Below are 19,728 nucleotides of genomic sequence, written 5' to 3'. Positions count from 1 at the left end.
AACGAAATAGCCTTGCTGAATCGATTTTATGATTTGGTTCAAGTCTTGCTTTCGCTGCATAATGTTTAATGACGATCGAAACGTCAGCGCTAACAATACAGGCTAAAGTTCAGTCGCCAGGCTAGACTTTAGTTCCACAACACTAAACCTATAAGTTGGGGAAATACAATGTTCCAGCAAGAAGTTACCATTACCGCTCCGAACGGTCTGCACACCCGCCCTGCTGCTCAGTTTGTTAAAGAAGCAAAAGGCTTCACTTCTGAAATCACTGTGACTTCCAACGGCAAAAGCGCGAGCGCAAAAAGCCTGTTCAAACTGCAGACTCTGGGCCTGACTCAGGGCACCGTTGTCACCATCTCTGCAGAAGGTGAAGACGAGCAGAAAGCAGTTGAGCATCTGGTTAAACTGATGGCTGAGCTCGAGTAAGTTTCCGGGTTCTTTTAAATATCAGTCACAAGTAAGGTAGGGTTATGATTTCAGGCATTTTAGCATCCCCGGGTATCGCTTTCGGCAAGGCACTGCTGCTGAAAGAAGACGAGATCGTCATCGACCGGAAAAAAATTTCTGCCGACAAGGTTGATCAGGAAGTTGAACGTTTTCTGAGCGGTCGTGCCAAGGCATCTGCGCAACTGGAAGCAATCAAAACTAAAGCTGGCGAAACTTTCGGTGAAGAAAAAGAAGCCATCTTCGAAGGGCACATCATGCTGCTCGAAGATGAGGAGCTGGAGCAGGAAATCATAGCCCTGATTAAAGATAAAGGCATGACGGCCGACGCGGCTGCGCATGAAGTTATCGAAGGTCAGGCAACTGCCCTGGAAGAACTGGATGATGAATACCTGAAAGAGCGTGCGGCTGACGTACGTGATATCGGTAAGCGCCTGCTGCGCAACATCCTGGGCCTGGCCATCATCGACCTGAGCGCGATTCAGGATGAAGTGATCCTGGTTGCCGCTGACCTCACCCCGTCTGAAACCGCACAGCTGAACCTGAAAAAGGTCCTCGGTTTCATCACCGACGCGGGCGGCCGTACCTCCCACACCTCTATCATGGCGCGTTCTCTGGAACTGCCTGCCATCGTGGGTACCGGTAGCGTCACCTCTCAGGTGAAAAATGGCGACTATCTGATTCTGGATGCCGTAAACAATCTGGTTTACGTCAACCCAACCAATGAAGAGATCGACAAACTGCGCGCGGTTCAGGAGCAGGTTGCGACTGAAAAAGCGGAACTCGCTAAGCTGAAAGACCTGCCAGCCATCACCCTGGACGGCCATCAGGTTGAAGTGTGCGCAAACATCGGTACCGTCCGCGACGTTGATGGCGCTGAGCGCAACGGTGCGGAAGGTGTCGGTCTCTATCGTACAGAATTCCTGTTCATGGACCGCGACGCGCTGCCAACGGAAGAAGAGCAGTTTGCTGCTTACAAAGCCGTGGCTGAAGCGTGTGGCTCTCAGGCGGTTATCGTCCGTACCATGGACATCGGTGGCGACAAAGAGCTGCCGTACATGAACTTCCCGAAAGAAGAGAACCCGTTCCTGGGCTGGCGTGCCGTACGTATCGCGATGGATCGTAAAGAGATCCTGCGTGACCAGGTTCGTGCGATCCTGCGCGCCTCTGCTTTCGGTAAACTGCGCATCATGTTCCCGATGATCATCTCTGTTGAAGAAGTGCGTGCACTGAAGAAAGAGATCGAAATCTACAAACAGGAACTGCGTGACGAAGGTAAAGCGTTTGACGAGTCAATCGAGATCGGCGTGATGGTGGAAACACCGGCGGCGGCGACCATTGCGCGTCATTTAGCCAAAGAAGTTGATTTCTTTAGTATCGGTACCAATGATTTAACGCAGTACACCCTGGCAGTTGACCGTGGTAATGATATGATTTCACATCTCTACCAGCCAATGTCACCGTCCGTACTGAACTTGATCAAGCAAGTTATTGATGCTTCTCATGCAGAAGGTAAATGGACTGGCATGTGTGGTGAGCTTGCAGGCGACGAACGTGCTACACTTCTGTTGCTGGGTATGGGTCTGGACGAATTCTCTATGAGCGCCATTTCCATCCCGCGCATTAAGAAGATTATCCGTAACACGAACTTCGAAGATGCGAAGGTATTAGCAGAGCAGGCTCTTGCTCAACCGACAACGGACGAGTTAATGACGCTGGTTAACAAGTTCATTGAAGAAAAAACAATCTGCTAATCCACGAGATGCGGCCCAATTTACTGCTTAGGAGAAGATCATGGGTTTGTTCGATAAACTGAAATCTCTGGTTTCTGATGATAAAAAAGACTCCGGAACTATTGAGATTGTTGCTCCGCTCTCCGGCGAGATCGTCAACATCGAAGACGTGCCGGATGTAGTGTTTGCTGAGAAAATCGTTGGTGATGGCATTGCTATCAAACCAACTGGCAACAAAATGGTTGCTCCAGTTGACGGCACCATCGGTAAAATTTTTGAAACCAACCATGCGTTCTCTATCGAATCTGATAGCGGTATCGAACTGTTCGTTCACTTCGGTATCGACACCGTTGAACTGAAAGGCGAAGGCTTCAAACGTATCGCGGAAGAAGGCCAGCGTGTGAAAGTTGGCGACCCGGTGATTGAATTCGATCTGCCACTGCTGGAAGAAAAAGCCAAGTCTACCCTGACGCCGGTTGTTATCTCCAACATGGACGAAATCAAAGAACTGATCAAACTGTCTGGCAGCGTCACCGTGGGTGAAACCCCGGTTATCCGCATCAAGAAGTAATTCTTGCCGCACAGAAAAATGGCGCCTTCGGGCGCCATTTTTGTTTATGCGGGAAGAATGAGCTCGTCGTAGCCTTTCGACTGGGTATAAAGCATCACGTCCGTCACCCGATCGCCGGCCATGCGAATGGCATCGGCAACGGTTTTCCCCTCAACAATGCCGCTCACCAGCTCTGAACAGAACAGGTCTCCCGTCCCTTTCAGATCGGTTTCTACCCGCGGATGCGCGCTGACGGTCACGCCTTCATTCGTCACCAGCACCACGTGGATGTTTTGCGGGTCGTCAGCGACCGGCGCGCTGGTGATCGCCACCCATTTCAGGCTATCAGAGAGCAGTCCCTGTGCCGCCGCGATGGCGCTTTCCGGCGTGCGGCACGGTTTGCCGCTTAACACTTCCAGTTCATAGACGTTTGGCGTGATCCCCTGCGCCAGCGGCAGCAGGTGCTCCCGATACGCTTCGGGGATCTCGGGCTTCACGTACATTCCGCTGTCGATATCGCCGATGACCGGGTCGACCAGCACCAGCAGGTCAGGATGCTGCGCTTTGACCCCCTTCAGCCACTGCGCCAGCAGGACGATCTGGCTGGCACTGCCCATATAGCCGGTGGTGACCGCTTTAAGCTCGCGCAGGATCTCGCGCTCTTCCAGCGCCTTAAGGTAGCCGCTGAACCACTCGTCGGGGATCACTCCACCATAAAATGTGTCGTAGTGCGGCGTGTTGCTAAACAGTACCGTCGGCACGGCGGTAACGTTCAGCCTGTGGGTTCGAATATTCGGTACCGCAATGCTGTTCCCCACGCTGCCGTAAACCACCTGCGACTGCACGGCGACAATATCGGTTTGCTGCGCCCGGGTATTATCCCGGAATAGAATCATCTCCATGACGCTTAAATCCCCGCCCCCTGCGAATAACTCTCTTCACCAAAGACGCCGGTAGACAGATAGCGATCGCCGCGATCGCAAATAATCGCCACCACCACCGCGCCCGGATTTGCCTTTGCTACCCGAATCGCACCCGCTACCGCGCCGCCCGAGCTGACGCCGCAGAAGATGCCTTCGCGCACGGCCAGCTCACGCATGGTATTTTCCGCCTCGCGCTGGTGAAGATCCAGCACCTGGTCCACAAGCTGCGCATTAAAGATGCCGGGCATATACTCCGCAGGCCAGCGGCGAATGCCCGGAATGCTGCTCCCCTCTTCCGGCTGCAGGCCGACAATGGTGACGGCTTTATCCTGCTCGCGCAGAAAACGCGATACCCCGGTAATGGTGCCGGTAGTGCCCATGCTGGAGACAAAATGGGTGATACGCCCGTCGGTTTGCTGCCAGATTTCCGGGCCGGTGGTGGTGTAGTGCGCGTACGGGTTGTCCGGGTTATTAAACTGATCGAGCAGTTTACCTTCGCCGCGCTCGGCCATTTCTAACGCCAGGTCGCGCGCGCCTTCCATCCCCTGCTCTTTGGTCACCAGAATCAGCTCGGCTCCGTAGGCACGCATCGCGGCGCGGCGCTCCTGGCTCATGTTGTCCGGCATCAGCAGCTTCATGCGATAGCCTTTCAGCGCCGCAATCATCGCCAGCGCGATACCGGTGTTGCCGCTGGTGGCTTCAATCAGCACGTCGCCCGGCTTAATCTCGCCGCGCTTTTCGGCCTGGACAATCATCGACAGCGCCGCGCGGTCTTTCACCGACCCCGCCGGGTTATTGCCTTCGAGTTTGACCCAGATTTCGCTGCCGTTGTCTGGCCCCATGCGCTGAAGCTTGACCAGAGGCGTGTTGCCGATGGTGTTTTCGAGTGTATTCACGTTTTTTACTCAATAAAAAAGCCGGGCGCGCGCAGCGATCCCGGCCTACAAGACGCAGTGATAACTGTAGGCCCGGTAAGCGCAGCGCCACCGGGCGATAAACATCCTAATAACCTATCAGGCTGACTCCGCCAGAGCAATATCCTCGCGCGTCTCGATGCGCTCCTTGCCGTGATAGATACGGGCGTGCTGCAGACCGACAAACAGGCGCTCTCCCCGGTGCGGCGGCACGTCGTCGCGCATGACCACCGTCAGCGGCTCGGTATACCAGCCCAGGGGCTGTACCACCAATTGGGTGTAGTGACCTTTAGGGCTAGCTTCCAGCACCTGCACCGGCAGCGGTGAATCCAGGCTGGTTCGGCGGCTCACGTCCACTTCCCACGGACGCAGGAACAGATCGACCGGTCCCTGATGCGCGGAGGTGTAGCCCAGCGGCCAGCGGTGCGCGCCCACGTGGAACTGCCCACCGCGAATAGTACCCTGAAGACGGTTTACCTCGCCCATAAACTCCAGCACGAAGCGGGTTGCCGGTTCGCGCCAGAGCTGCTCCGGCTCGTCAACCTGCTCAATGTTACCCTGGCTCATGACCACCACGCGATCCGCGACTTCCATCGCCTCTTCCTGGTCATGGGTCACGAAGACGCTGGTGAACTTCAGCTCTTCATGGAGCTGACGCAGCCAGCGGCGCAGCTCTTTACGCACCTGTGCATCCAGCGCGCCGAAAGGTTCATCCAGCAGCAGAATTTGCGGCTCAACGGCCAGCGCACGCGCCAGCGCCACACGCTGTTTCTGCCCACCGGACAGCTGGGCCGGGAAACGGTCCGCCAGATGAGCCAGCTGCACCATCTCCAGCAGTTTGGTCACCTTCGCCTTAATGGTTGCCGCATCCGGGCGCTCGCGACGCGGCAGCACGGTCAGGCCAAACGCGATGTTGTCGAACACGGTCATGTGGCGGAACAGTGCGTAATGCTGGAACACAAAACCTACTTTACGATCGCGGGCATGCAGGCGGCTCACGTCGGTGCCGTGAAAGCGGATATGCCCGCTGGTCTGATGCTCAAGCCCGGCGATAATACGCAGCAGCGTAGTTTTACCCGAGCCAGACGGCCCCAGCAGCGCCACCATTTGTCCGGAAGGGATATCCAGCGAGATATCATTCAGCACCTGGGTGCGACCAAAAGACTTCTTAATATTGGCAATCTCAATGCTCATGATTTCCCTCCTGATGCTGACGTTTTTCCTGATTTTCTAAACGCCACTGCACCACACTCTTCAAAAACAGGGTCAAAATCGCCATCAGCGTCAGCAACGCTGCGGCAGTAAACGCGCCGATGGTGTTGTAGTCCTGCTGCAGCAGTTCAATCTGTAGCGGCAGCGACAGGGTTTCACCGCGAATCGACCCGGAGACAACGGAAACGGCACCGAACTCACCAATCGCGCGGGCGTTGGTCAGCACCACGCCGTAAAGCAGCGCCCAGCGAATGTTCGGCAGCGTCACGCGACGGAACATCTGCCAGCCCGACGCGCCCAGCAGCACCGCCGCTTCGTCTTCGTTGCTCCCCTGGCTTAACATCACCGGCACCAGCTCGCGCACCACAAACGGACAGGTCACGAAGATGGTGACCAGCACCATACCCGGCCAGGCGAACATGATCTGCAGGTTATGCGCATCCAGCCAGCCGCCCAGCGGGCCGTTGGAGCCGTAAAAGAGCAGGTACACCAGACCCGCCACCACCGGCGATACGGCGAAAGGAATATCCAGCAGGGTCAGCAGCAGCTGACGTCCCGGGAAGTTAAAGCGCGTCACCAGCCAGGCCAGCAGAGTCCCGAATACGAGGTTCACCGGCACGGTGATCAACGCAATCATTACGGTCAACCAGATGGCATGCAGCATATCCGGGTCTGCCAGGTTTTCCAGCGCGGGCATCAGGCCCTTGCTGAACGCCTGAACGAAGATATAAACCGTCGGCACGACGAGAATGAGGGCGGAAACCAGCACGCCCGCCCCAATCAGAAACCATTTACCCCAGTTGATGCGGGGTGCATCGTATCGCTTCAATTGCGTAACTTCCGCCATCAGTGACCTACCACACGTCGACCAAAGCGACTTTGCAGAGTGTTAATTGAGTACAGCAGCAGCAGCGAGGCTGCGAGGATCACCGAGGCAATTGCGCTCGCCGCCGGATAATCAAACTCCTGCAAACGGATGAAAATCATCAGCGAGGTCACTTCCGTTTTCCAGGCGATGTTCCCGGCGATAAAAATCACGGCGCCGAACTCGCCGAGGCTGCGGGTAAACGACAGCGCGACGCCCGCCATCAGCGCCGGAGAGAGCTCCGGCAGCACCACCTTGCGGAAGCTCTGCCAGCGCGTGGCGCCCAGCGTTTCCGCCGCTTCTTCGTATTCCGGCCCCAGCTCTTCCAGCACCGGCTGCACGGTACGGACCACAAACGGGATGCTGGTAAAGGCCATCGCCACCGCGATACCGAGCCAGGTATAGGTCACCTTGATGTCAAATTTCGCCAGCCACTCGCCGTACAGCCCGTTCACGGAGAAGAGCGACGCGAGGGTTAAGCCCGCCACCGCCGTCGGCAGCGCAAACGGCAGATCCATCAGGGCGTCAAGCAGCGTACGGCCCGGGAAGCGATAGCGGGTTAAAATCCACGCCATCAGCAGGCCAAACACGCCGTTAAAAATGGAGGCGACAAACGCCGACAGCAGCGTCACCTTATAGGCCGCCACCACCTGCGGGTTGGTGACCACGTCCCAGTACTGCGCCCAGCTCATCTGCGCAAGCTGCATCACCAGTGCGCTGAGCGGCAACAGCAGGATCAGGCAGACGAACAGCAGGCTGGTCCCGAGGCTTAAGGTAAAGCCCGGCAGCACGCGTTTTGTCGATACTGCAAACATTACTTATGCCCCGCCGCCAGCAATTTATCTAACTCACCGCCGCTGGCAAAATGCGTTTTCATCACGTCTGGCCAGGAGCCAAAATGATCTTCCACGCGGAACAGCGCGGTCTGCGGGAATTTATCTTTCAGTTTGTTCATTACGTCCGGGTTGTTCACGCGGTAGTAGTAATCGGTAATGATGGTCTGCGCCTGAGGGCTGTACAGGTAGTTGAGATAGGCTTTTGCCGCTTTCTCGGTACCGTTTGCCTGCACGTTTTTATCCACCCATGCGACCGGGAATTCGGCCAGAATGTTGGTTTTCGGGATAACCACCTCGAAGCCCTGCGCTTCGTACTGTTTGCGGATGTTATTCACTTCCGATTCAAAGCTGATCAGCACATCGCCGAGACCGCGTTCTGCGAAAGTCGTGGTCGCCCCACGGCCGCCGGTATCAAACACTTCGACATTTTTCAGGAACTGGGTCATGAACTGCTCGGTTTTGGCTTTATCGTTACCGTCAGCCTTGTCCGCCGCGCCCCACGCGGCTAAATAGGTATAACGCGCGTTACCGGAGGTTTTTGGGTTTGGGAAAATCAGCTTCACGTCGGAACGGACCAGGTCGCTCCAGTCGTGGATATTCTTCGGGTTGCCCTTACGCACCAGGAAGCCCATGGTGGAGTAGAACGGCGAGCTGTTGTTCGGCAGACGGCTCTGCCAGTCCGCCGGAAGCAGCTTGCCTTTGTCGTGCAGGATCTGCACGTCAGTGACCTGATTGTAGGTCACCACATCCGCTTTCAGGCCCTGCAAAATCGCCAGCGCCTGCTTGGACGACCCGGCATGGGACTGCTTGATGGTCAGCTTATCGCCGTTATTGTCTTTCGCCCACTGCTGTTCGAACGGTGGGTTAAGGGCGGCAAACAGCTCGCGGGAGACGTCATACGAACTGTTTAACAGTTCAGTCGCCTGCGCCTGTGCCACCAGCAGTAAACCTGCCAGCGCCAGAGTTCCTTTTTTTAGTACAGTAACGGCCATTGCGCACCCTTATAAATGTGATGACTATCTTATAGTCATAATATTTATAACGGGGATGAAAGGAGTAACGGTTTTATATACCGTTTGGTGATTTAGAAGCAGAAAAGGGAATAAGGAGTGCGGCCTGATGCCCTCACCCCAGCCCTCTCCCACAGGGAGAGGGAGAAAGGCTATTACAGCGCCAGCAGACGCTCAACGGACGGCGCAAAGTAGTAGCCGCCGGTCACCGGTTTGGTGAAGCGCAGCATGGCGTCGCGCTTACCGTCGGTATCGCCGAACATGCTCAGCAGCTGCTGCTCAATGTTATACAGGCGCGCGCAGTAGGCGCAGAAGTAGAGGCCGTGCGTGCCGCTTGCGGTACCGTACGGCAGGCTCTGGCGAACAATCTTCAGCCCTTTGCCGTCTTCCTTGAGATCAACGCGGGTCAGGTGAGAGGTAACGGGACGGTCGTCGCCGTCGATCTCTTCGTTGGCTTCTTTAGTACGACCAATCATCATCTCCTGGTCGTGCACGCTCATACGGTTAAGCTGCTTGAGGTTGTGCTCCCAGCGCTGCACGAACACGTAGCTGCCGCCCGCGTCCACGCCGTCTTTAATCACCGCCACGTCGCGACGAACCTCTTCACCCGCCGGGTTTTCCGTCCCGTCGACGAAGCCGCTCAGATCGCGCTCTTCGACCCAGCGGAAGCCGTGAACCTCTTCCTGCACCTCAATGCTGTCGTCAAAGGCCGCCACAGCGGCCTGGGCAACGGAGAAGTTCACGTCGTGACGCAGGGAGAGAATGTGGATCAGCACGTCGTACTGAGTCGCAGGTGCCAGACCTTTGCCGTAAGGGATGAAGTCTTTCAGCTCTTCCGCCCCTTCGCCACCGCTCAGCTGACGCCAGACGTTATTGCCAAAGGCAACAACGGCGCCGAGGTGGGCTTCCGGGAATTTGGCCTGGAAGGTGGCCAGCTTATCAACAAACGCTTTACTGGCCGCACGCAGGGCATCCACGTCCCCTTTAACATTGGCTTCAATCCAAATCGCCGCGCGGCAATGTTCTGGCAAAATGCCACTCTGAACCTGAGACATCGCTCCTCCTGAAATAAAGATGCCACGTCAGCGTGGCATTGATGGCGGGTATTATACCCGGATTTCAGCGAGGCGGTTTGTTCAGGCGCAAATTACTGCTTCCAGAGTATTTTGCTCACTTTCCAGCTCTTGAGCGTGTCGTCAGAGGGCATCAGTCCCTCCGGTCCGCTCCAGGTTCCGGTGAAGACATAGCTGATGTGCTGGCTGCCTTCCGCCTTACATTCCACCGCGACCTTATCGTCAGACGGCAAGCTGGTGCAATTGCCAAAAGCCTGCTTATAAAGATCGCTAAACGGGGTCCCTACTTTCACGCCGCTAGCGGTCGGAATATCTTCATCCATCACCGCAATTCGGTTTACCGTGCCTTTGTCACCGTTGATCACCAGCGCCAGCTTGTCGCCCTTCAGCGCTTCGTAATAGCGAACAATATTGCCGTTCTCCGTTTTCATGCCGCTGCGCAGACGGTAATCGCTGCTGAGCGCATCCTGAATAGCATTCTGATCCAGCGCCGTCGCGGCGGTAATTTTCCCCACGCCCTGCTCGGTCACTTCCGTTGCTGAGCCAAACCAGTTCCACGGATACGCGGCGGACCAGTTAATAGAGGAGAGCGTCGAACAGCCGGTCAACGCCAGCGGGAGAGCGCATAAAAGTAAACGCAGCGATTTCATTGAAACGTCCTTTCTAATTAAATCAACGCTTGTTGGAGTGCGACATCGGCAAAAAGTGCCGGATTAATCATCCTGAGGCGCAAAACAGGCGCGAAGACGCGGATTCGTCAGCAGCCACAGCAGCGCCACAATATCGGCAACCACCAGCGCAATACCGATGCCCGTCAGCGGTTCACCGTACCACCAGAGTACCGGCTGCCAGAGGAGCAGCGCAATCTGGGCAAGGATCAGCAGCCCGCGAAGCGCGCGCCACATACGCGGGATCGCCTGCCGCCGGCCGCTGCACAAAAACGCCACCACCGCCGGTACGCCCGGCAGTAGTCCGAGCCAGAAGGCGTCGTGATCGGGATAAAAGAGATTCAGCAGCGTGTCGCCCTGCCCGCGCGACGCGGCGGCCATCACAAACAGCACCCAGGTCCGGGCCTGGAGCAGCAGAACGCACCAGAATAAAAAGGGCAGCCTGACGCGGCCCTGCGCGTCATAGTCAGCCGGATGGATCTCAGTACTCTTCATCTTCGATCAGACGCTTGCCCAAAGTCAGCACGTCAGCATGTTCATAGCCCAGACGCTCATACATGCCCAGCACGACGTCGTTATCTTCCCGCACCATGATCTGGATTTTTGGGCAGCCGCGGGCGATCAGCTTCTTCTCGAGTCGGTTCAGCAGCGCATTGGCAATGCCGCGGCCACGGTATTCCGGGTGAACGCCCAGATAATAGGCCGAGCCGCGGTGGCCGTCGTAACCGCCCATTACCGTCCCCACAACCTCGCCATTAACTTCCGCGACCAGAAACAGACTGACGTCGTGATTCACCTTACGTTCGATATCCATTTCCGGATCGTTCCACGGACGCAGCAGATCGCAGCGCTCCCAAAGGGTGATCACCTCTTCGAAATCTTCCTGGCGAAAAACGCGTATCTCCATGGTATTAACCGCCTTTTCGGGTTTAAAAACAGTGATTATGGCGCGAAGCACGCCTTTAGCCAATAACCGGGGAAAATCTCGCCAAAATTTGGCATAATGTCACTTTGTCACGTATTGAAATGAAAAGTAAAACAATTCTCAATATGGACTGTCGTAACGGGAAACACGATACGATATAACACCAGGACCCCATTTTTTAGTATTCAGGCCGCATGAGCACATTCAAACCATTAAAAGCACTCACATCGCGTCGTCAGGTTCTCAAAGCGGGGCTGGCGGCCTTAACGTTAACGGGCATCGCAAAGCAGGCTCAGGCGAAAGACGAGAGCACGCTCAAAACCAGTAACGGACACAGCAAACCGAAAGCCAAAAAGCCGGGCGCCAAGCGTCTGGTGATGCTCGACCCAGGGCACGGCGGCATTGATACCGGCGCCATCGGCAAAAACGGGTCGAAAGAAAAACACGTCGTGCTGGCAATTGCAAAAAATGTGCGCGCAATTTTACGCAGTAACGGCATTGACGCCCGTCTGACGCGCTCTGGCGATACCTTTATTCCGCTGTATGACCGCGTAGAGATCGCCCACCAGCACGGGGCGGATCTGTTTATGTCGATCCACGCCGACGGCTTTACCAACCCTTCTGCGGCCGGTGCCTCGGTGTTTGCGCTTTCCAACCGTGGCGCCAGTAGCGCCATGGCGAAATACCTCTCCGACCGCGAAAATCGGGCGGATGAAGTCGCCGGGAAGAAAGCCACCGACAAAGACCACCTGCTACAGCAGGTGCTGTTCGACCTCGTGCAGACGGATACGATCAAAAACAGCCTGACGCTCGGCTCGCATATTCTGAAGAAGATTAAGCCAGTGCATCGTCTGCACAGTAAAGGCACCGAGCAGGCAGCGTTCGTGGTGCTGAAATCACCGTCCATCCCGTCCGTGCTGGTGGAAACCTCCTTCATTACCAACCCGGAAGAGGAGCGACTCCTCGGCACCACGGCGTTTCGTCAGAAGATCGCCAACGCCATCGCCTCCGGCATTATCAGTTACTTCAACTGGTTCGATAACCAAAAAGCGCACTCCAGGAAACGTTAATGAAACCCGATGCTCAACTGGTCAAAACCTTCCTGCTGCAGCTGCAGGATGAGATCTGCCAGAAACTGGCCGCCGCAGACGGCGGTGAATTTCAGGAAGATACCTGGCAGCGCGAAGCCGGAGGCGGCGGGCGCAGCCGCGTGCTGCGAAACGGCGGCATCTTCGAACAGGCGGGCGTGAATTTTTCCCACGTTCACGGCGACGCCATGCCTGCGTCTGCGACGGCACATCGTCCCGAGCTCGCAGGCCGCAGCTTCGAGGCGATGGGCGTCTCGCTGGTGGTGCATCCGCACAACCCGTTTGTGCCCACCAGCCACGCCAACGTGCGCTTTTTCATTGCGGAAAAAACGGGCGCCGACCCGGTCTGGTGGTTCGGCGGCGGTTTCGACTTAACGCCCTATTACGGCTTCGAAGAGGATGCCGTGCACTGGCACACCACCGCGCGGGATCTTTGCCTGCCGTTTGGCGAAGACGTCTACCCGAAATTTAAAAAGTGGTGCGACGACTACTTTTACCTGAAGCACCGCGACGAGCAGCGCGGCATCGGCGGGCTGTTCTTTGACGATCTCAACACGCCGGATTTTGATACCGCGTTCAGCTTTATGCGCGCGGTGGGTGAAGGCTATACCGACGCGTACCTGCCGATTGTCGAACGCCGTAAAAACACCAACTATGGCGTGCGCGAACGTGAGTTCCAGCTCTACCGTCGGGGGCGCTACGTGGAATTTAATCTGGTGTGGGATCGCGGGACGCTGTTCGGCCTGCAGACCGGCGGACGCACGGAGTCGATTTTAATGTCGATGCCGCCGCTGGTGCGCTGGGAATATGACTGGCAGCCGGAAGCGAACAGCCCGGAAGCCGCCCTTAGCGAGTTTATTCAGATCCGCGACTGGGTGTAGTTTACCTGACCTGATGACGGCTAGCGCCTTATCAGGCCTGCAACGACTGAGGCACCGCCCCGCAGGCTGGATAAGGCGCAAAGCGTCGTACCCGGCACAATAATGTTATCACGCCCACTGGCGCATACGCTGATGCAGCGTCAACGACGGTTTCTCCGCAAACAATTTCTGATAGTCAGTGGCAAACTGCCCCAGATGCCAGAATCCCCAGTGCATGGCGGCGTCTTTTACCGTCACGCTTTGCGACCACGGGCTTATCAGCTCGCGACGCACGGCGTTCAGACGAATACGTTTTAACCAGGCATTCGGACCAATTCCGAGTATCGTGTGAAAGGCGTTTTGCAGCGTCCGACGGCTGACGTGCAACTGATTACACAGGTCAAGTACGGTCAGCGGCTCTGACATATTTTCCAGCACATATTCGCGCGCACGCGACAGCAGGCGACGATAGCTCTGATGGCTGATACTCTCGGACGTGATTATCGGCTGTGCTTCTTCCAGCATTGTGCCCATCGCCAGCAGCAGGTTATCGCCCAGCACTTTGCGTACCGCAGGTTGATGGAGGTTTACCGGATTCTCGCTAAATGTCGCCAGCGCCTGCTGCACAAAGCCCCATAGAGCAGCTTTGTGTTGTTCTTTCACTTCCAGCGCCGACTGGTTACGCAGCATATGCATCACCCTTTCCGGGTTATGCAGGAAGTTGGCCTGACGGGCAATCGCCTCTTCCGAAATAACGACGCCCAGAATGGTGTAATCATCCGGCGTACTCAGTTCAAACTCCGTCCCGCCCGGGCGGGTGGCAATTTCAGCGTTACCCAGACACTGGGTGCCAATAAATCCCTGTTCGCAGCGCGTGGCCGGAATACCAAACCAGAACGAGTTCGGCCAGACAAGACATGACTGACGCAGCGCCAGTCCGGTGTATTCACGGAACACCTGAATATCGTCGAGCAGGATTTCCGTGAACTCGCCATGAAATTTTCCCGGATGTAGCTGGTCGTAGATTTGCTGCCAGGCGGTAATCGTCAGCGCATGCTCATACACATCCGTTGTGCGCCGCTGATGAACGTTGTCCACCTCCACTTTCGGCGTAAGTTTAACGTCTTCGGGTAATGCTTCATGATAAAGATGGTGCAGGTTTGCAGTTCGGGTCTTTTTCATGATCTTTTAAGCCGGAAGCCTCCACGAAGCCCCCGGCCCTCCGACAGGTTAATTTTTTAAGCGATAGCGACTACTGCGTTTACGCAACGCTCCGTGAGAAAAGAGCTGTTCCAGCGCCTTTCTGGCTTCATCAAGTGACCAGCCAAAGTGGGCAGCCACTTCCCCTGCCGTCATTCCTTGACGGACCGATGCCAACAGCGTCAGAAGTTGCTCAGAGGATTCAGACGTCAACGGGGCATCCTGCGTCTTCTGCGGATTTACCTCTGTTTTTACTTCTGGCTTCTGTTCTGGTTTCTTCGGCTGGTGCGTAAAACCGCCGATCAGCCACTGGGTGTCATCGTCCGGCCGGCCTATTTCCTTACGGCTGATAACACGGCCTGTACGCGCTGCGGCAGCGCTGCCGGCATCCAGCGCTGCGCGGCACGCAGCCAGATCGCCTTCCACCACCAGCGTCAGCCGGCCAGGATCGAGCACTTCGTGGCTCAACAGACGCACGTTAGCGGCTTTCAACATGGCATCTGCAGCGTCGACGGCAGCCACCATGCCATCCACTTCCAGTAATCCCAGTGCATTGATCATCACTCCCTCTCTTACGCGCGCTGGACTGGATTACGGGCAATATCCAGCACGGCATCGGCAAAGGCGTTACAGGCGGCTTTACAGGCAGCCTGGCTACCTGTCAAAAACGCGGCCGAATAGTTGGTTTCTGACGGTGGCGGCACATAGGTGACAATCTGCACATCAGCAGATTTCAGCGCAGCATCAATACCCAACGTCGCCTCCAGCGGCGGCGCCACCAGATACGCCATTGGATCGCCAGGTCGGCATCCTGCGGTCGCCGAGAGATACGACCCGGTACGCGAAACCACATGCGCCAGGAAAGCGGTATCTTCTGCGTCATTTGCCCACTGGAAAGCCGCACCACTTTCAATATTGGCCACCATCGCGTCCAGACCTGCGCGAACTTCGGCCGGGTTTGGCCCTCCGAGCATAATCAGCACTTCGCCCGAGGTTGGAGAGGGGCTGTGCGCCGCGCCGGCATACAGCGAGCGGCCATAAACCACTTCGACCATTGCCTGTTTTGTCGCTTCGTCTGCGGCAATATACGCCACGTCATCAGAATCTGCTGTGATGAGTCCAAGGCTACGTATATGTGGCGGTAATTTAAGTTCGCGGGCAAAACCGTCATTTACCGAGGCAATCACGCGCATTGCGGTGACTGAAGGTCTAATCAAATCTAATGCTGGCATGATGCCTCCTTAACGGGTCATATTGATGCCGGATGCTTTTTGCTCCAGCATGCGCCTGGCCAAATCCACAATCACCGCCGCCGCTTCAACCGGTGGCGTACCGCCCTGGTGAATATTCGAGATACAGGTACGGTCAGCTTCAACGGTCGTCGCCACGCGCGGCGAATAGACGGCATAGCAGGAAAGGCTTTCAGACTGGCCAAGGCCCGGACGTTCCCCAACCAGCAGGATCACCGCTTTCGCACCAAGCAGTTCGCCGATCTGATCTTCGATTTTCACGCGACCATAGCGAACAAAGAACGGCGTCCCAACCTTCAATCCGGCCTGCTTTAAGCCCGACAACAGCGGCGGCAGGATCTCTTCGTAGTTGGCGGTGATGGCGTCGGTAGACAGGCCATCAGAGATAATCACCTGCACATCCGGGTTCATTACACACTGTGATTTCAGCGCTTCAATGGCTTCCGCACTCAGACGACGCCCCAGATCCGGGCGCGTCAGGTACAGGTTTTTGTCACTGATTTCCGAGCGTACTTCCAGCAGCCCCTGGGCTTTTACCCACTCTTCGGGCACTTCTTTCAACACCGTGTCTTTTGAACGCGAGTGATCGGCCAGGAAACGCAGCAGCGCCTGAGTGCGCGGGCGTGGACCGGCACGGCCGGTACATACACGCGCGGCGGTGCTGCGGCGCAGCTCGGTCAACACCTCTGCGCGGTGCGGGTTCTCAACGCCAATCCACGCTTTGGCCTCGGCTGAGCCTAAATCCATTGCACAGCTTTCACCCGTTGGTGCAGCACACTGCGCGGTGCTACATTTCTCTTCAGGTGACAACGCTCGCGCCTGCGGCTGCGACTCTCCCATTGACGCCATAACGCTGCGTACAATTTCTTCAATCTGTTTTTGATCCATCGTGTGTCATCCCCGCGTCATCAGAAGAACAGTGACGGATCGCCCGCCCGTTTGGTCAGGCGACCGTTTGCCATAATGCCCATGGTTTCCAGCCAGCGTTCAAACTCCGGCGACGGCCGTAAATTCAGCAACTGACGGACGGTGGCGGTATCGTGAAAGGCGGTGGTCTGATAGTTGAGCATGATGTCGTCACCGAGCGGCATGCCCATGATGTAGTTGCAGCCAGCAGTGGCGAGCAGAATCATCAGGTTTTCGTTGAGGTTCTGGTCAGCATCAGCATGGTTGGTGTAGCAGCAGTCGCAGCCCATTGAGATGCCACTCAGCTTGCCCATAAAGTGATCTTCCAGACCCGCGCGAATAATCTGACGATCGTTGTACAAATACTCCGGCCCGATAAAGCCCACCACGGTGTTCACCAGAAACGGATCGTAGTGACGCGCCAGCCCGTAGTTACGCGCTTCCATCGTCACCTGATCGGCACCGAAGTTAGCGCCTGCGGAGAGCGCAGACCCTTGTCCGGTTTCGAAGTACAGGCAGTTTTCACCGGCGATGCGGTTGAACTCCGCGCCCACTGCGCGTGCTTCATCCAGCATGGCCAGCTCAACGCCGAACTCTTTTAAGCCTTTCTCGCTGCCGCAGATACTCTGGAAAATCAGCCCGCCCGGCGCGCCGCGACGGATCGCTTCGATCTGGGTGGTAACGTGTGCCAGTACGCAGCCCTGGGTCGGGATGTTGAATTTATCGATAACGCCGTACACGGTATCCAGTACGCGGCTTAAGTTTTCCACATCATCCGTTACCGGGTTTACGCCAATTACCGCATCGCCCGCACCGAAGGAGAGTCCCTCGTAGATTTGTGCCGCAATACTCTGCACGTCATCACGGGTGTCGTTCGGCTGTAAACGGCAGCTGAAAGTGCCAGGAAGACCAATAGTGGTGTTGGCCTTTTTGATCACCGGCATTTTCTTACCGCCGTAGATCAGGTCCGCGTTAGAGCAGATTTTTGCTACCGCGGCGACCACTTCCGACGTTAACCCTTTACGCGTAAACGCAATGTCATCAACGGAGGTTTCATCGCTCAGCACGTACTCGCGCAGTTCGCTGATGCTCCAGTTTTTGATGCGGTTATAGGCCGTTTCGTTGACGTCATCCTGAATCAGACGCGTGACGCAGTCCTCTTCATAGGAAATCACCGGGTTATTGCGGATATCCGCCACCGTCATTTCTGACAGCACCTGCTTGGCCGCCACGCGCTCCTGCGAACTGGTTGCAGCTACCCCTGCCAGCACATCCCCCGAACGCAGTTCGTTGGCTTTTGCCAGCACCTCTTTCACATCCTTAAACTGATAAACATTGCCGAACAATGTGGTCTTTAGTTTCATAAGTCGTTCCCTCAGGAAGGAAATGCGAGTGATTTCACCGTCACCGGCACAACCGATCCGCCAAAAAGAGGCGTACCAATGTCGATATAGTCCCCCGCCCGGACAACCACCTCATCGATGACCGCCAGCGGGTGTTGCTGTAACTGTGGGCGTAACAGCATGCCCAGGGCTTTACCAAAATCCTGCTCGGCTACCACCAGCAGGGGATGCGGATTCGGATAGCGCGCGACGAAGGCCAGCAGCGCATCAATCACCGTTAATAGCGCGGCGTAGCGCACCGGCAGCGAACCGGGCAGCGCCAGCACGTAGGCGTCCGTTTGCGGATCCAGATCGAGTTGCATCAGCGCTTGCTGCCAGGCGGCAACCAGATCAGCCTCATCAACCGGAATCGCCACCGGCAGATTGCGCAGCGGAAGCGCCACGCCTTCCAGCCAGATAGTGCTGCCCGAAAGCGACAGCGTATGCGCACCGGCACCAATCACCGTGGCACGCACGGTCTGCGCCGGGAACTGCACGTTCATCTCACGCAGACGCGGATGTTCATGCAGCGCCGTGGCGAGGAGCGGCCCGATATCGGAAAAACAGAACGGATCGGCAGGTTGGTTGCGGTAGCATTCGCCCACTCCCCCTGAAAGCGTAATCACATCCGGTTTCACACCCGCAGGCAGTAAACCGGTTTGCATCATCGCCTGCGCCAGCGGTGAAAGCGTGCCGTCAATCACCTCCACAATCAGCGCCGCCATCCGTCTGGCCACCTGAACAAGCTGCCCCGCATTGAGGGTTCGGGCGTCAAAGCCCGGACCAAATACGTCATCAACAATCATCTGCCCCGGTTGATGCGCATGCACCACTCGCCCCTGACCGTCCGTTTCCAGAAGCCTTCCTCCAACGTTCAGGCAGGCCGAACCGCTGACCTTTCCGGCATCGAACAGGACGTAGTTCGACGTCCCGCCGCCGATGTCGATATTCAGTACCCGGCACATTTTTTGCTCGGACAGGGTTTGCACTCCCGCGCCTTGACCGGCAATCACCGATTCCAGATGCGGGCCGGCGCTGGCAACCACAAAGTCCCCCAGCGACTGGGAGAGCGCCATCACTGCGGGTCGTGCGTTGCGGGTTTTGGCGCTTTCTCCGGTAATGATGATCGCACCGGAATCGACGACCTCAGGCTTGATGCCCGCCGCCTGATACTGGGCGAGGATCAGCGCCTTAAGTTCGGCCTCTTTCAACCCGCCCTGTTTATCAACCGGGGTAAAGAACACCGGGCTTTGCCAGCTAATTTCGCGTTTGATGAATTCGTAGCGCGGCACCTGCGACACTGCCGCACGGTTGACCAGCTCAAGGCGCGAGAAGATCACCTGAGTGGTGGTGGTGCCGATATCGATACCGACGCTGAGTAGCTGGCGAATATTCACGATTGCGCCTCCGGATGAGTGTCTGCTGGTGCCGGAACATCTTCGTCTTTCGGTACTAACAGCATAGCCACGCCAATCGCCGTCACACCGCCGATCAACTTGCCGACAATCATTGGGAAGATCATCGCGTTCATGTTGGCAGCGGCGAAGCCTAAGTGGTCCCCCAGAGCAAAGGCCGCAGAGACCGCAAAGGCGCAGTTGATCACTTTGCCGCGGGTATCCATATTCTTCATCATGCCGAACATCGGGATGTTGTTCGCCAGCGTCGCGACCATCCCCGCAGCCGCAATGTTATTAACGTTTAACAGGTTGCCGACGCTCATCAGCGGTTTTTCAAACCAGCGGGTCAACAGCAGCACCATCGGGTAGGCGCCCAGCAGCACACAGGAGATAGAACCGATAACTTCGATGGCGCGCATCACTTCACCCGGCCTGTCTCCCGGTGCCATGAAGATAGGATCAAGACCCGGAATCAGCTCCCAGCCGAGCAGG

The 19,728-nt window shown here is 56.6% G+C and carries 22 protein-coding genes; 5 read left to right on the top strand and 17 right to left on the bottom strand.

What is annotated here, in order from left to right:
* Nucleotides 1–168: 168 nt before the first annotated feature.
* The 3 genes from ptsH to crr are packed head-to-tail and all read left to right on the top strand — an operon-like array spanning nucleotide 169 to nucleotide 2,748.
* On the top strand, nucleotides 169–426 hold the full coding sequence (gene ptsH / locus DOU50_RS22910) for a phosphocarrier protein Hpr (protein ID WP_000487600.1): 258 nt from the start codon (nucleotides 169–171) through the stop codon (nucleotides 424–426).
* A gap of 44 nt (nucleotides 427–470) precedes the next feature.
* A complete protein-coding gene (gene ptsI, locus DOU50_RS22905; RefSeq protein ID WP_032646702.1) occupies nucleotides 471–2,198 on the top strand; it encodes a phosphoenolpyruvate-protein phosphotransferase PtsI in 1,728 nt (575 codons plus the stop codon).
* Between the two features lie 40 nt (nucleotides 2,199–2,238).
* Nucleotides 2,239–2,748, top strand: a complete 510-nt coding sequence (gene crr / locus DOU50_RS22900; protein ID WP_003861316.1) for a PTS glucose transporter subunit IIA — start codon at nucleotides 2,239–2,241, stop codon at nucleotides 2,746–2,748.
* Between the two features lie 44 nt (nucleotides 2,749–2,792).
* Here crr and pdxK read toward each other — a convergent pair whose 3' ends face one another.
* The 10 genes from pdxK to DOU50_RS22850 form a co-directional block, all read right to left on the bottom strand.
* Nucleotides 2,793–3,629 (bottom strand): pyridoxine/pyridoxal/pyridoxamine kinase, encoded by an 837-nt coding sequence (gene pdxK, locus DOU50_RS22895; RefSeq protein WP_024907610.1) that lies wholly within the window; start codon nucleotides 3,627–3,629, stop codon nucleotides 2,793–2,795.
* A 5-nt stretch (nucleotides 3,630–3,634) separates the two neighbouring features.
* Entirely contained in the window at nucleotides 3,635–4,546 is a 912-nt protein-coding gene (gene cysM, locus DOU50_RS22890; RefSeq protein ID WP_032646706.1) for a cysteine synthase CysM, read from the bottom strand.
* A gap of 117 nt (nucleotides 4,547–4,663) precedes the next feature.
* Nucleotides 4,664–5,758 (bottom strand): sulfate/thiosulfate ABC transporter ATP-binding protein CysA, encoded by a 1,095-nt coding sequence (gene cysA / locus DOU50_RS22885; RefSeq protein ID WP_008501607.1) that lies wholly within the window; start codon nucleotides 5,756–5,758, stop codon nucleotides 4,664–4,666.
* Nucleotides 5,748–6,623, bottom strand: a complete 876-nt coding sequence (cysW, locus tag DOU50_RS22880) for a sulfate/thiosulfate ABC transporter permease CysW (protein WP_032646707.1) — start codon at nucleotides 6,621–6,623, stop codon at nucleotides 5,748–5,750. Before cysW ends, cysA begins: the two co-directional genes overlap by 11 nt.
* Nucleotides 6,623–7,456 carry a sulfate/thiosulfate ABC transporter permease CysT gene (gene cysT, locus DOU50_RS22875; protein WP_004123378.1) on the bottom strand — a complete coding sequence of 278 codons (834 nt, stop codon included), beginning with the start codon at nucleotides 7,454–7,456 and terminating at the stop codon, nucleotides 6,623–6,625. Before cysT ends, cysW begins: the two co-directional genes overlap by 1 nt.
* A complete protein-coding gene (locus DOU50_RS22870) occupies nucleotides 7,456–8,469 on the bottom strand; it encodes a sulfate ABC transporter substrate-binding protein (protein WP_032646709.1) in 1,014 nt (337 codons plus the stop codon). The genes cysT and DOU50_RS22870 overlap by 1 nt, the downstream gene beginning before the upstream one ends.
* Before the next feature lie 173 nt (nucleotides 8,470–8,642).
* Entirely contained in the window at nucleotides 8,643–9,542 is a 900-nt protein-coding gene (locus DOU50_RS22865) for a Dyp-type peroxidase (RefSeq protein WP_148770403.1), read from the bottom strand.
* Between the two features lie 92 nt (nucleotides 9,543–9,634).
* Entirely contained in the window at nucleotides 9,635–10,210 is a 576-nt protein-coding gene (locus DOU50_RS22860) for an RpoE-regulated lipoprotein (RefSeq protein WP_048989355.1), read from the bottom strand.
* A gap of 63 nt (nucleotides 10,211–10,273) precedes the next feature.
* Nucleotides 10,274–10,723, bottom strand: coding sequence for a DUF2919 domain-containing protein (locus DOU50_RS22855; protein WP_148770401.1), 450 nt, complete (start codon nucleotides 10,721–10,723; stop codon nucleotides 10,274–10,276).
* On the bottom strand, nucleotides 10,710–11,135 hold the full coding sequence (locus DOU50_RS22850) for a GNAT family acetyltransferase (RefSeq protein WP_024907604.1): 426 nt from the start codon (nucleotides 11,133–11,135) through the stop codon (nucleotides 10,710–10,712). Before DOU50_RS22850 ends, DOU50_RS22855 begins: the two co-directional genes overlap by 14 nt.
* Before the next feature lie 212 nt (nucleotides 11,136–11,347).
* On the opposite strand from DOU50_RS22850, the gene amiA reads away from it, so the two are divergent.
* Together amiA and hemF are read left to right on the top strand one after the other, a co-directional pair.
* Nucleotides 11,348–12,223 (top strand): N-acetylmuramoyl-L-alanine amidase AmiA, encoded by an 876-nt coding sequence (gene amiA, locus DOU50_RS22840; protein ID WP_024907603.1) that lies wholly within the window; start codon nucleotides 11,348–11,350, stop codon nucleotides 12,221–12,223.
* Nucleotides 12,223–13,122, top strand: a complete 900-nt coding sequence (hemF, locus tag DOU50_RS22835) for an oxygen-dependent coproporphyrinogen oxidase (protein ID WP_148770400.1) — start codon at nucleotides 12,223–12,225, stop codon at nucleotides 13,120–13,122. Before amiA ends, hemF begins: the two co-directional genes overlap by 1 nt.
* 108 nt (nucleotides 13,123–13,230) lie before the next feature.
* Here hemF and eutR read toward each other — a convergent pair whose 3' ends face one another.
* The 7 genes from eutR to eutH all read right to left on the bottom strand — a co-directional run.
* The gene (eutR, locus tag DOU50_RS22830; protein WP_148770398.1) at nucleotides 13,231–14,283 is read right to left on the bottom strand and encodes an HTH-type transcriptional regulator EutR; all 1,053 of its coding nucleotides are present in this window, start codon (nucleotides 14,281–14,283) and stop codon (nucleotides 13,231–13,233) included.
* Between the two features lie 48 nt (nucleotides 14,284–14,331).
* The gene (gene eutK / locus DOU50_RS22825; RefSeq protein WP_148770396.1) at nucleotides 14,332–14,862 is read right to left on the bottom strand and encodes an ethanolamine utilization microcompartment protein EutK; all 531 of its coding nucleotides are present in this window, start codon (nucleotides 14,860–14,862) and stop codon (nucleotides 14,332–14,334) included.
* Nucleotides 14,863–14,873: 11 nt separating this feature from the next.
* Complete coding sequence (gene eutL / locus DOU50_RS22820; protein ID WP_024907599.1) at nucleotides 14,874–15,533, bottom strand: ethanolamine utilization microcompartment protein EutL; 660 nt, start codon at nucleotides 15,531–15,533, stop codon at nucleotides 14,874–14,876.
* A 9-nt stretch (nucleotides 15,534–15,542) separates the two neighbouring features.
* A complete protein-coding gene (gene eutC / locus DOU50_RS22815) occupies nucleotides 15,543–16,439 on the bottom strand; it encodes an ethanolamine ammonia-lyase subunit EutC (protein ID WP_148770394.1) in 897 nt (298 codons plus the stop codon).
* A 20-nt stretch (nucleotides 16,440–16,459) separates the two neighbouring features.
* Nucleotides 16,460–17,821, bottom strand: a complete 1,362-nt coding sequence (eutB, locus tag DOU50_RS22810; protein ID WP_003038029.1) for an ethanolamine ammonia-lyase subunit alpha — start codon at nucleotides 17,819–17,821, stop codon at nucleotides 16,460–16,462.
* Nucleotides 17,822–17,832: 11 nt separating this feature from the next.
* Complete coding sequence (gene eutA, locus DOU50_RS22805; protein WP_148770392.1) at nucleotides 17,833–19,236, bottom strand: ethanolamine ammonia-lyase reactivating factor EutA; 1,404 nt, start codon at nucleotides 19,234–19,236, stop codon at nucleotides 17,833–17,835.
* Nucleotides 19,233–19,728 (bottom strand): ethanolamine utilization protein EutH (gene eutH / locus DOU50_RS22800; RefSeq protein WP_148770390.1); only part of this gene is annotated, 496 nt, incomplete at its 5' end. The genes eutH and eutA, both read right to left, overlap by 4 nt.

It is taken from the genome of Enterobacter sp. C6, assembly GCF_008122455.1.
Taxonomy (GTDB): Bacteria; Pseudomonadota; Gammaproteobacteria; order Enterobacterales; family Enterobacteriaceae; genus Enterobacter; species Enterobacter pseudoroggenkampii.
Note: the sequence above shows the minus strand (reverse complement) of the source record. Positions and strands in the feature narration are given on the sequence as shown.

Excerpts from the sequence above, each read along its gene's own strand:
- eutB (WP_003038029.1), bottom strand. The coding sequence starts at position 17,821 with ATGAAACTAAAGACCACATTGTTCGGCAATGTTTATCAGTTTAAGGAT.
- amiA (WP_024907603.1), top strand. The coding sequence starts at position 11,348 with ATGAGCACATTCAAACCATTAAAAGCACTCACATCGCGTCGTCAGGTT.
- cysA (WP_008501607.1), bottom strand. The coding sequence starts at position 5,758 with ATGAGCATTGAGATTGCCAATATTAAGAAGTCTTTTGGTCGCACCCAG.
- eutR (WP_148770398.1), bottom strand. The coding sequence starts at position 14,283 with ATGAAAAAGACCCGAACTGCAAACCTGCACCATCTTTATCATGAAGCA.
- DOU50_RS22870 (WP_032646709.1), bottom strand. The coding sequence starts at position 8,469 with ATGGCCGTTACTGTACTAAAAAAAGGAACTCTGGCGCTGGCAGGTTTA.
- hemF (WP_148770400.1), top strand. The coding sequence starts at position 12,223 with ATGAAACCCGATGCTCAACTGGTCAAAACCTTCCTGCTGCAGCTGCAG.
- DOU50_RS22855 (WP_148770401.1), bottom strand. The coding sequence starts at position 10,723 with ATGAAGAGTACTGAGATCCATCCGGCTGACTATGACGCGCAGGGCCGC.
- eutK (WP_148770396.1), bottom strand. The coding sequence starts at position 14,862 with ATGATCAATGCACTGGGATTACTGGAAGTGGATGGCATGGTGGCTGCC.
- ptsI (WP_032646702.1), top strand. The coding sequence starts at position 471 with ATGATTTCAGGCATTTTAGCATCCCCGGGTATCGCTTTCGGCAAGGCA.
- eutC (WP_148770394.1), bottom strand. The coding sequence starts at position 16,439 with ATGGATCAAAAACAGATTGAAGAAATTGTACGCAGCGTTATGGCGTCA.
- crr (WP_003861316.1), top strand. The coding sequence starts at position 2,239 with ATGGGTTTGTTCGATAAACTGAAATCTCTGGTTTCTGATGATAAAAAA.
- DOU50_RS22860 (WP_048989355.1), bottom strand. The coding sequence starts at position 10,210 with ATGAAATCGCTGCGTTTACTTTTATGCGCTCTCCCGCTGGCGTTGACC.
- cysT (WP_004123378.1), bottom strand. The coding sequence starts at position 7,456 with ATGTTTGCAGTATCGACAAAACGCGTGCTGCCGGGCTTTACCTTAAGC.
- DOU50_RS22850 (WP_024907604.1), bottom strand. The coding sequence starts at position 11,135 with ATGGAGATACGCGTTTTTCGCCAGGAAGATTTCGAAGAGGTGATCACC.
- ptsH (WP_000487600.1), top strand. The coding sequence starts at position 169 with ATGTTCCAGCAAGAAGTTACCATTACCGCTCCGAACGGTCTGCACACC.
- cysW (WP_032646707.1), bottom strand. The coding sequence starts at position 6,623 with ATGGCGGAAGTTACGCAATTGAAGCGATACGATGCACCCCGCATCAAC.
- DOU50_RS22865 (WP_148770403.1), bottom strand. The coding sequence starts at position 9,542 with ATGTCTCAGGTTCAGAGTGGCATTTTGCCAGAACATTGCCGCGCGGCG.
- pdxK (WP_024907610.1), bottom strand. The coding sequence starts at position 3,629 with ATGGAGATGATTCTATTCCGGGATAATACCCGGGCGCAGCAAACCGAT.
- eutL (WP_024907599.1), bottom strand. The coding sequence starts at position 15,533 with ATGCCAGCATTAGATTTGATTAGACCTTCAGTCACCGCAATGCGCGTG.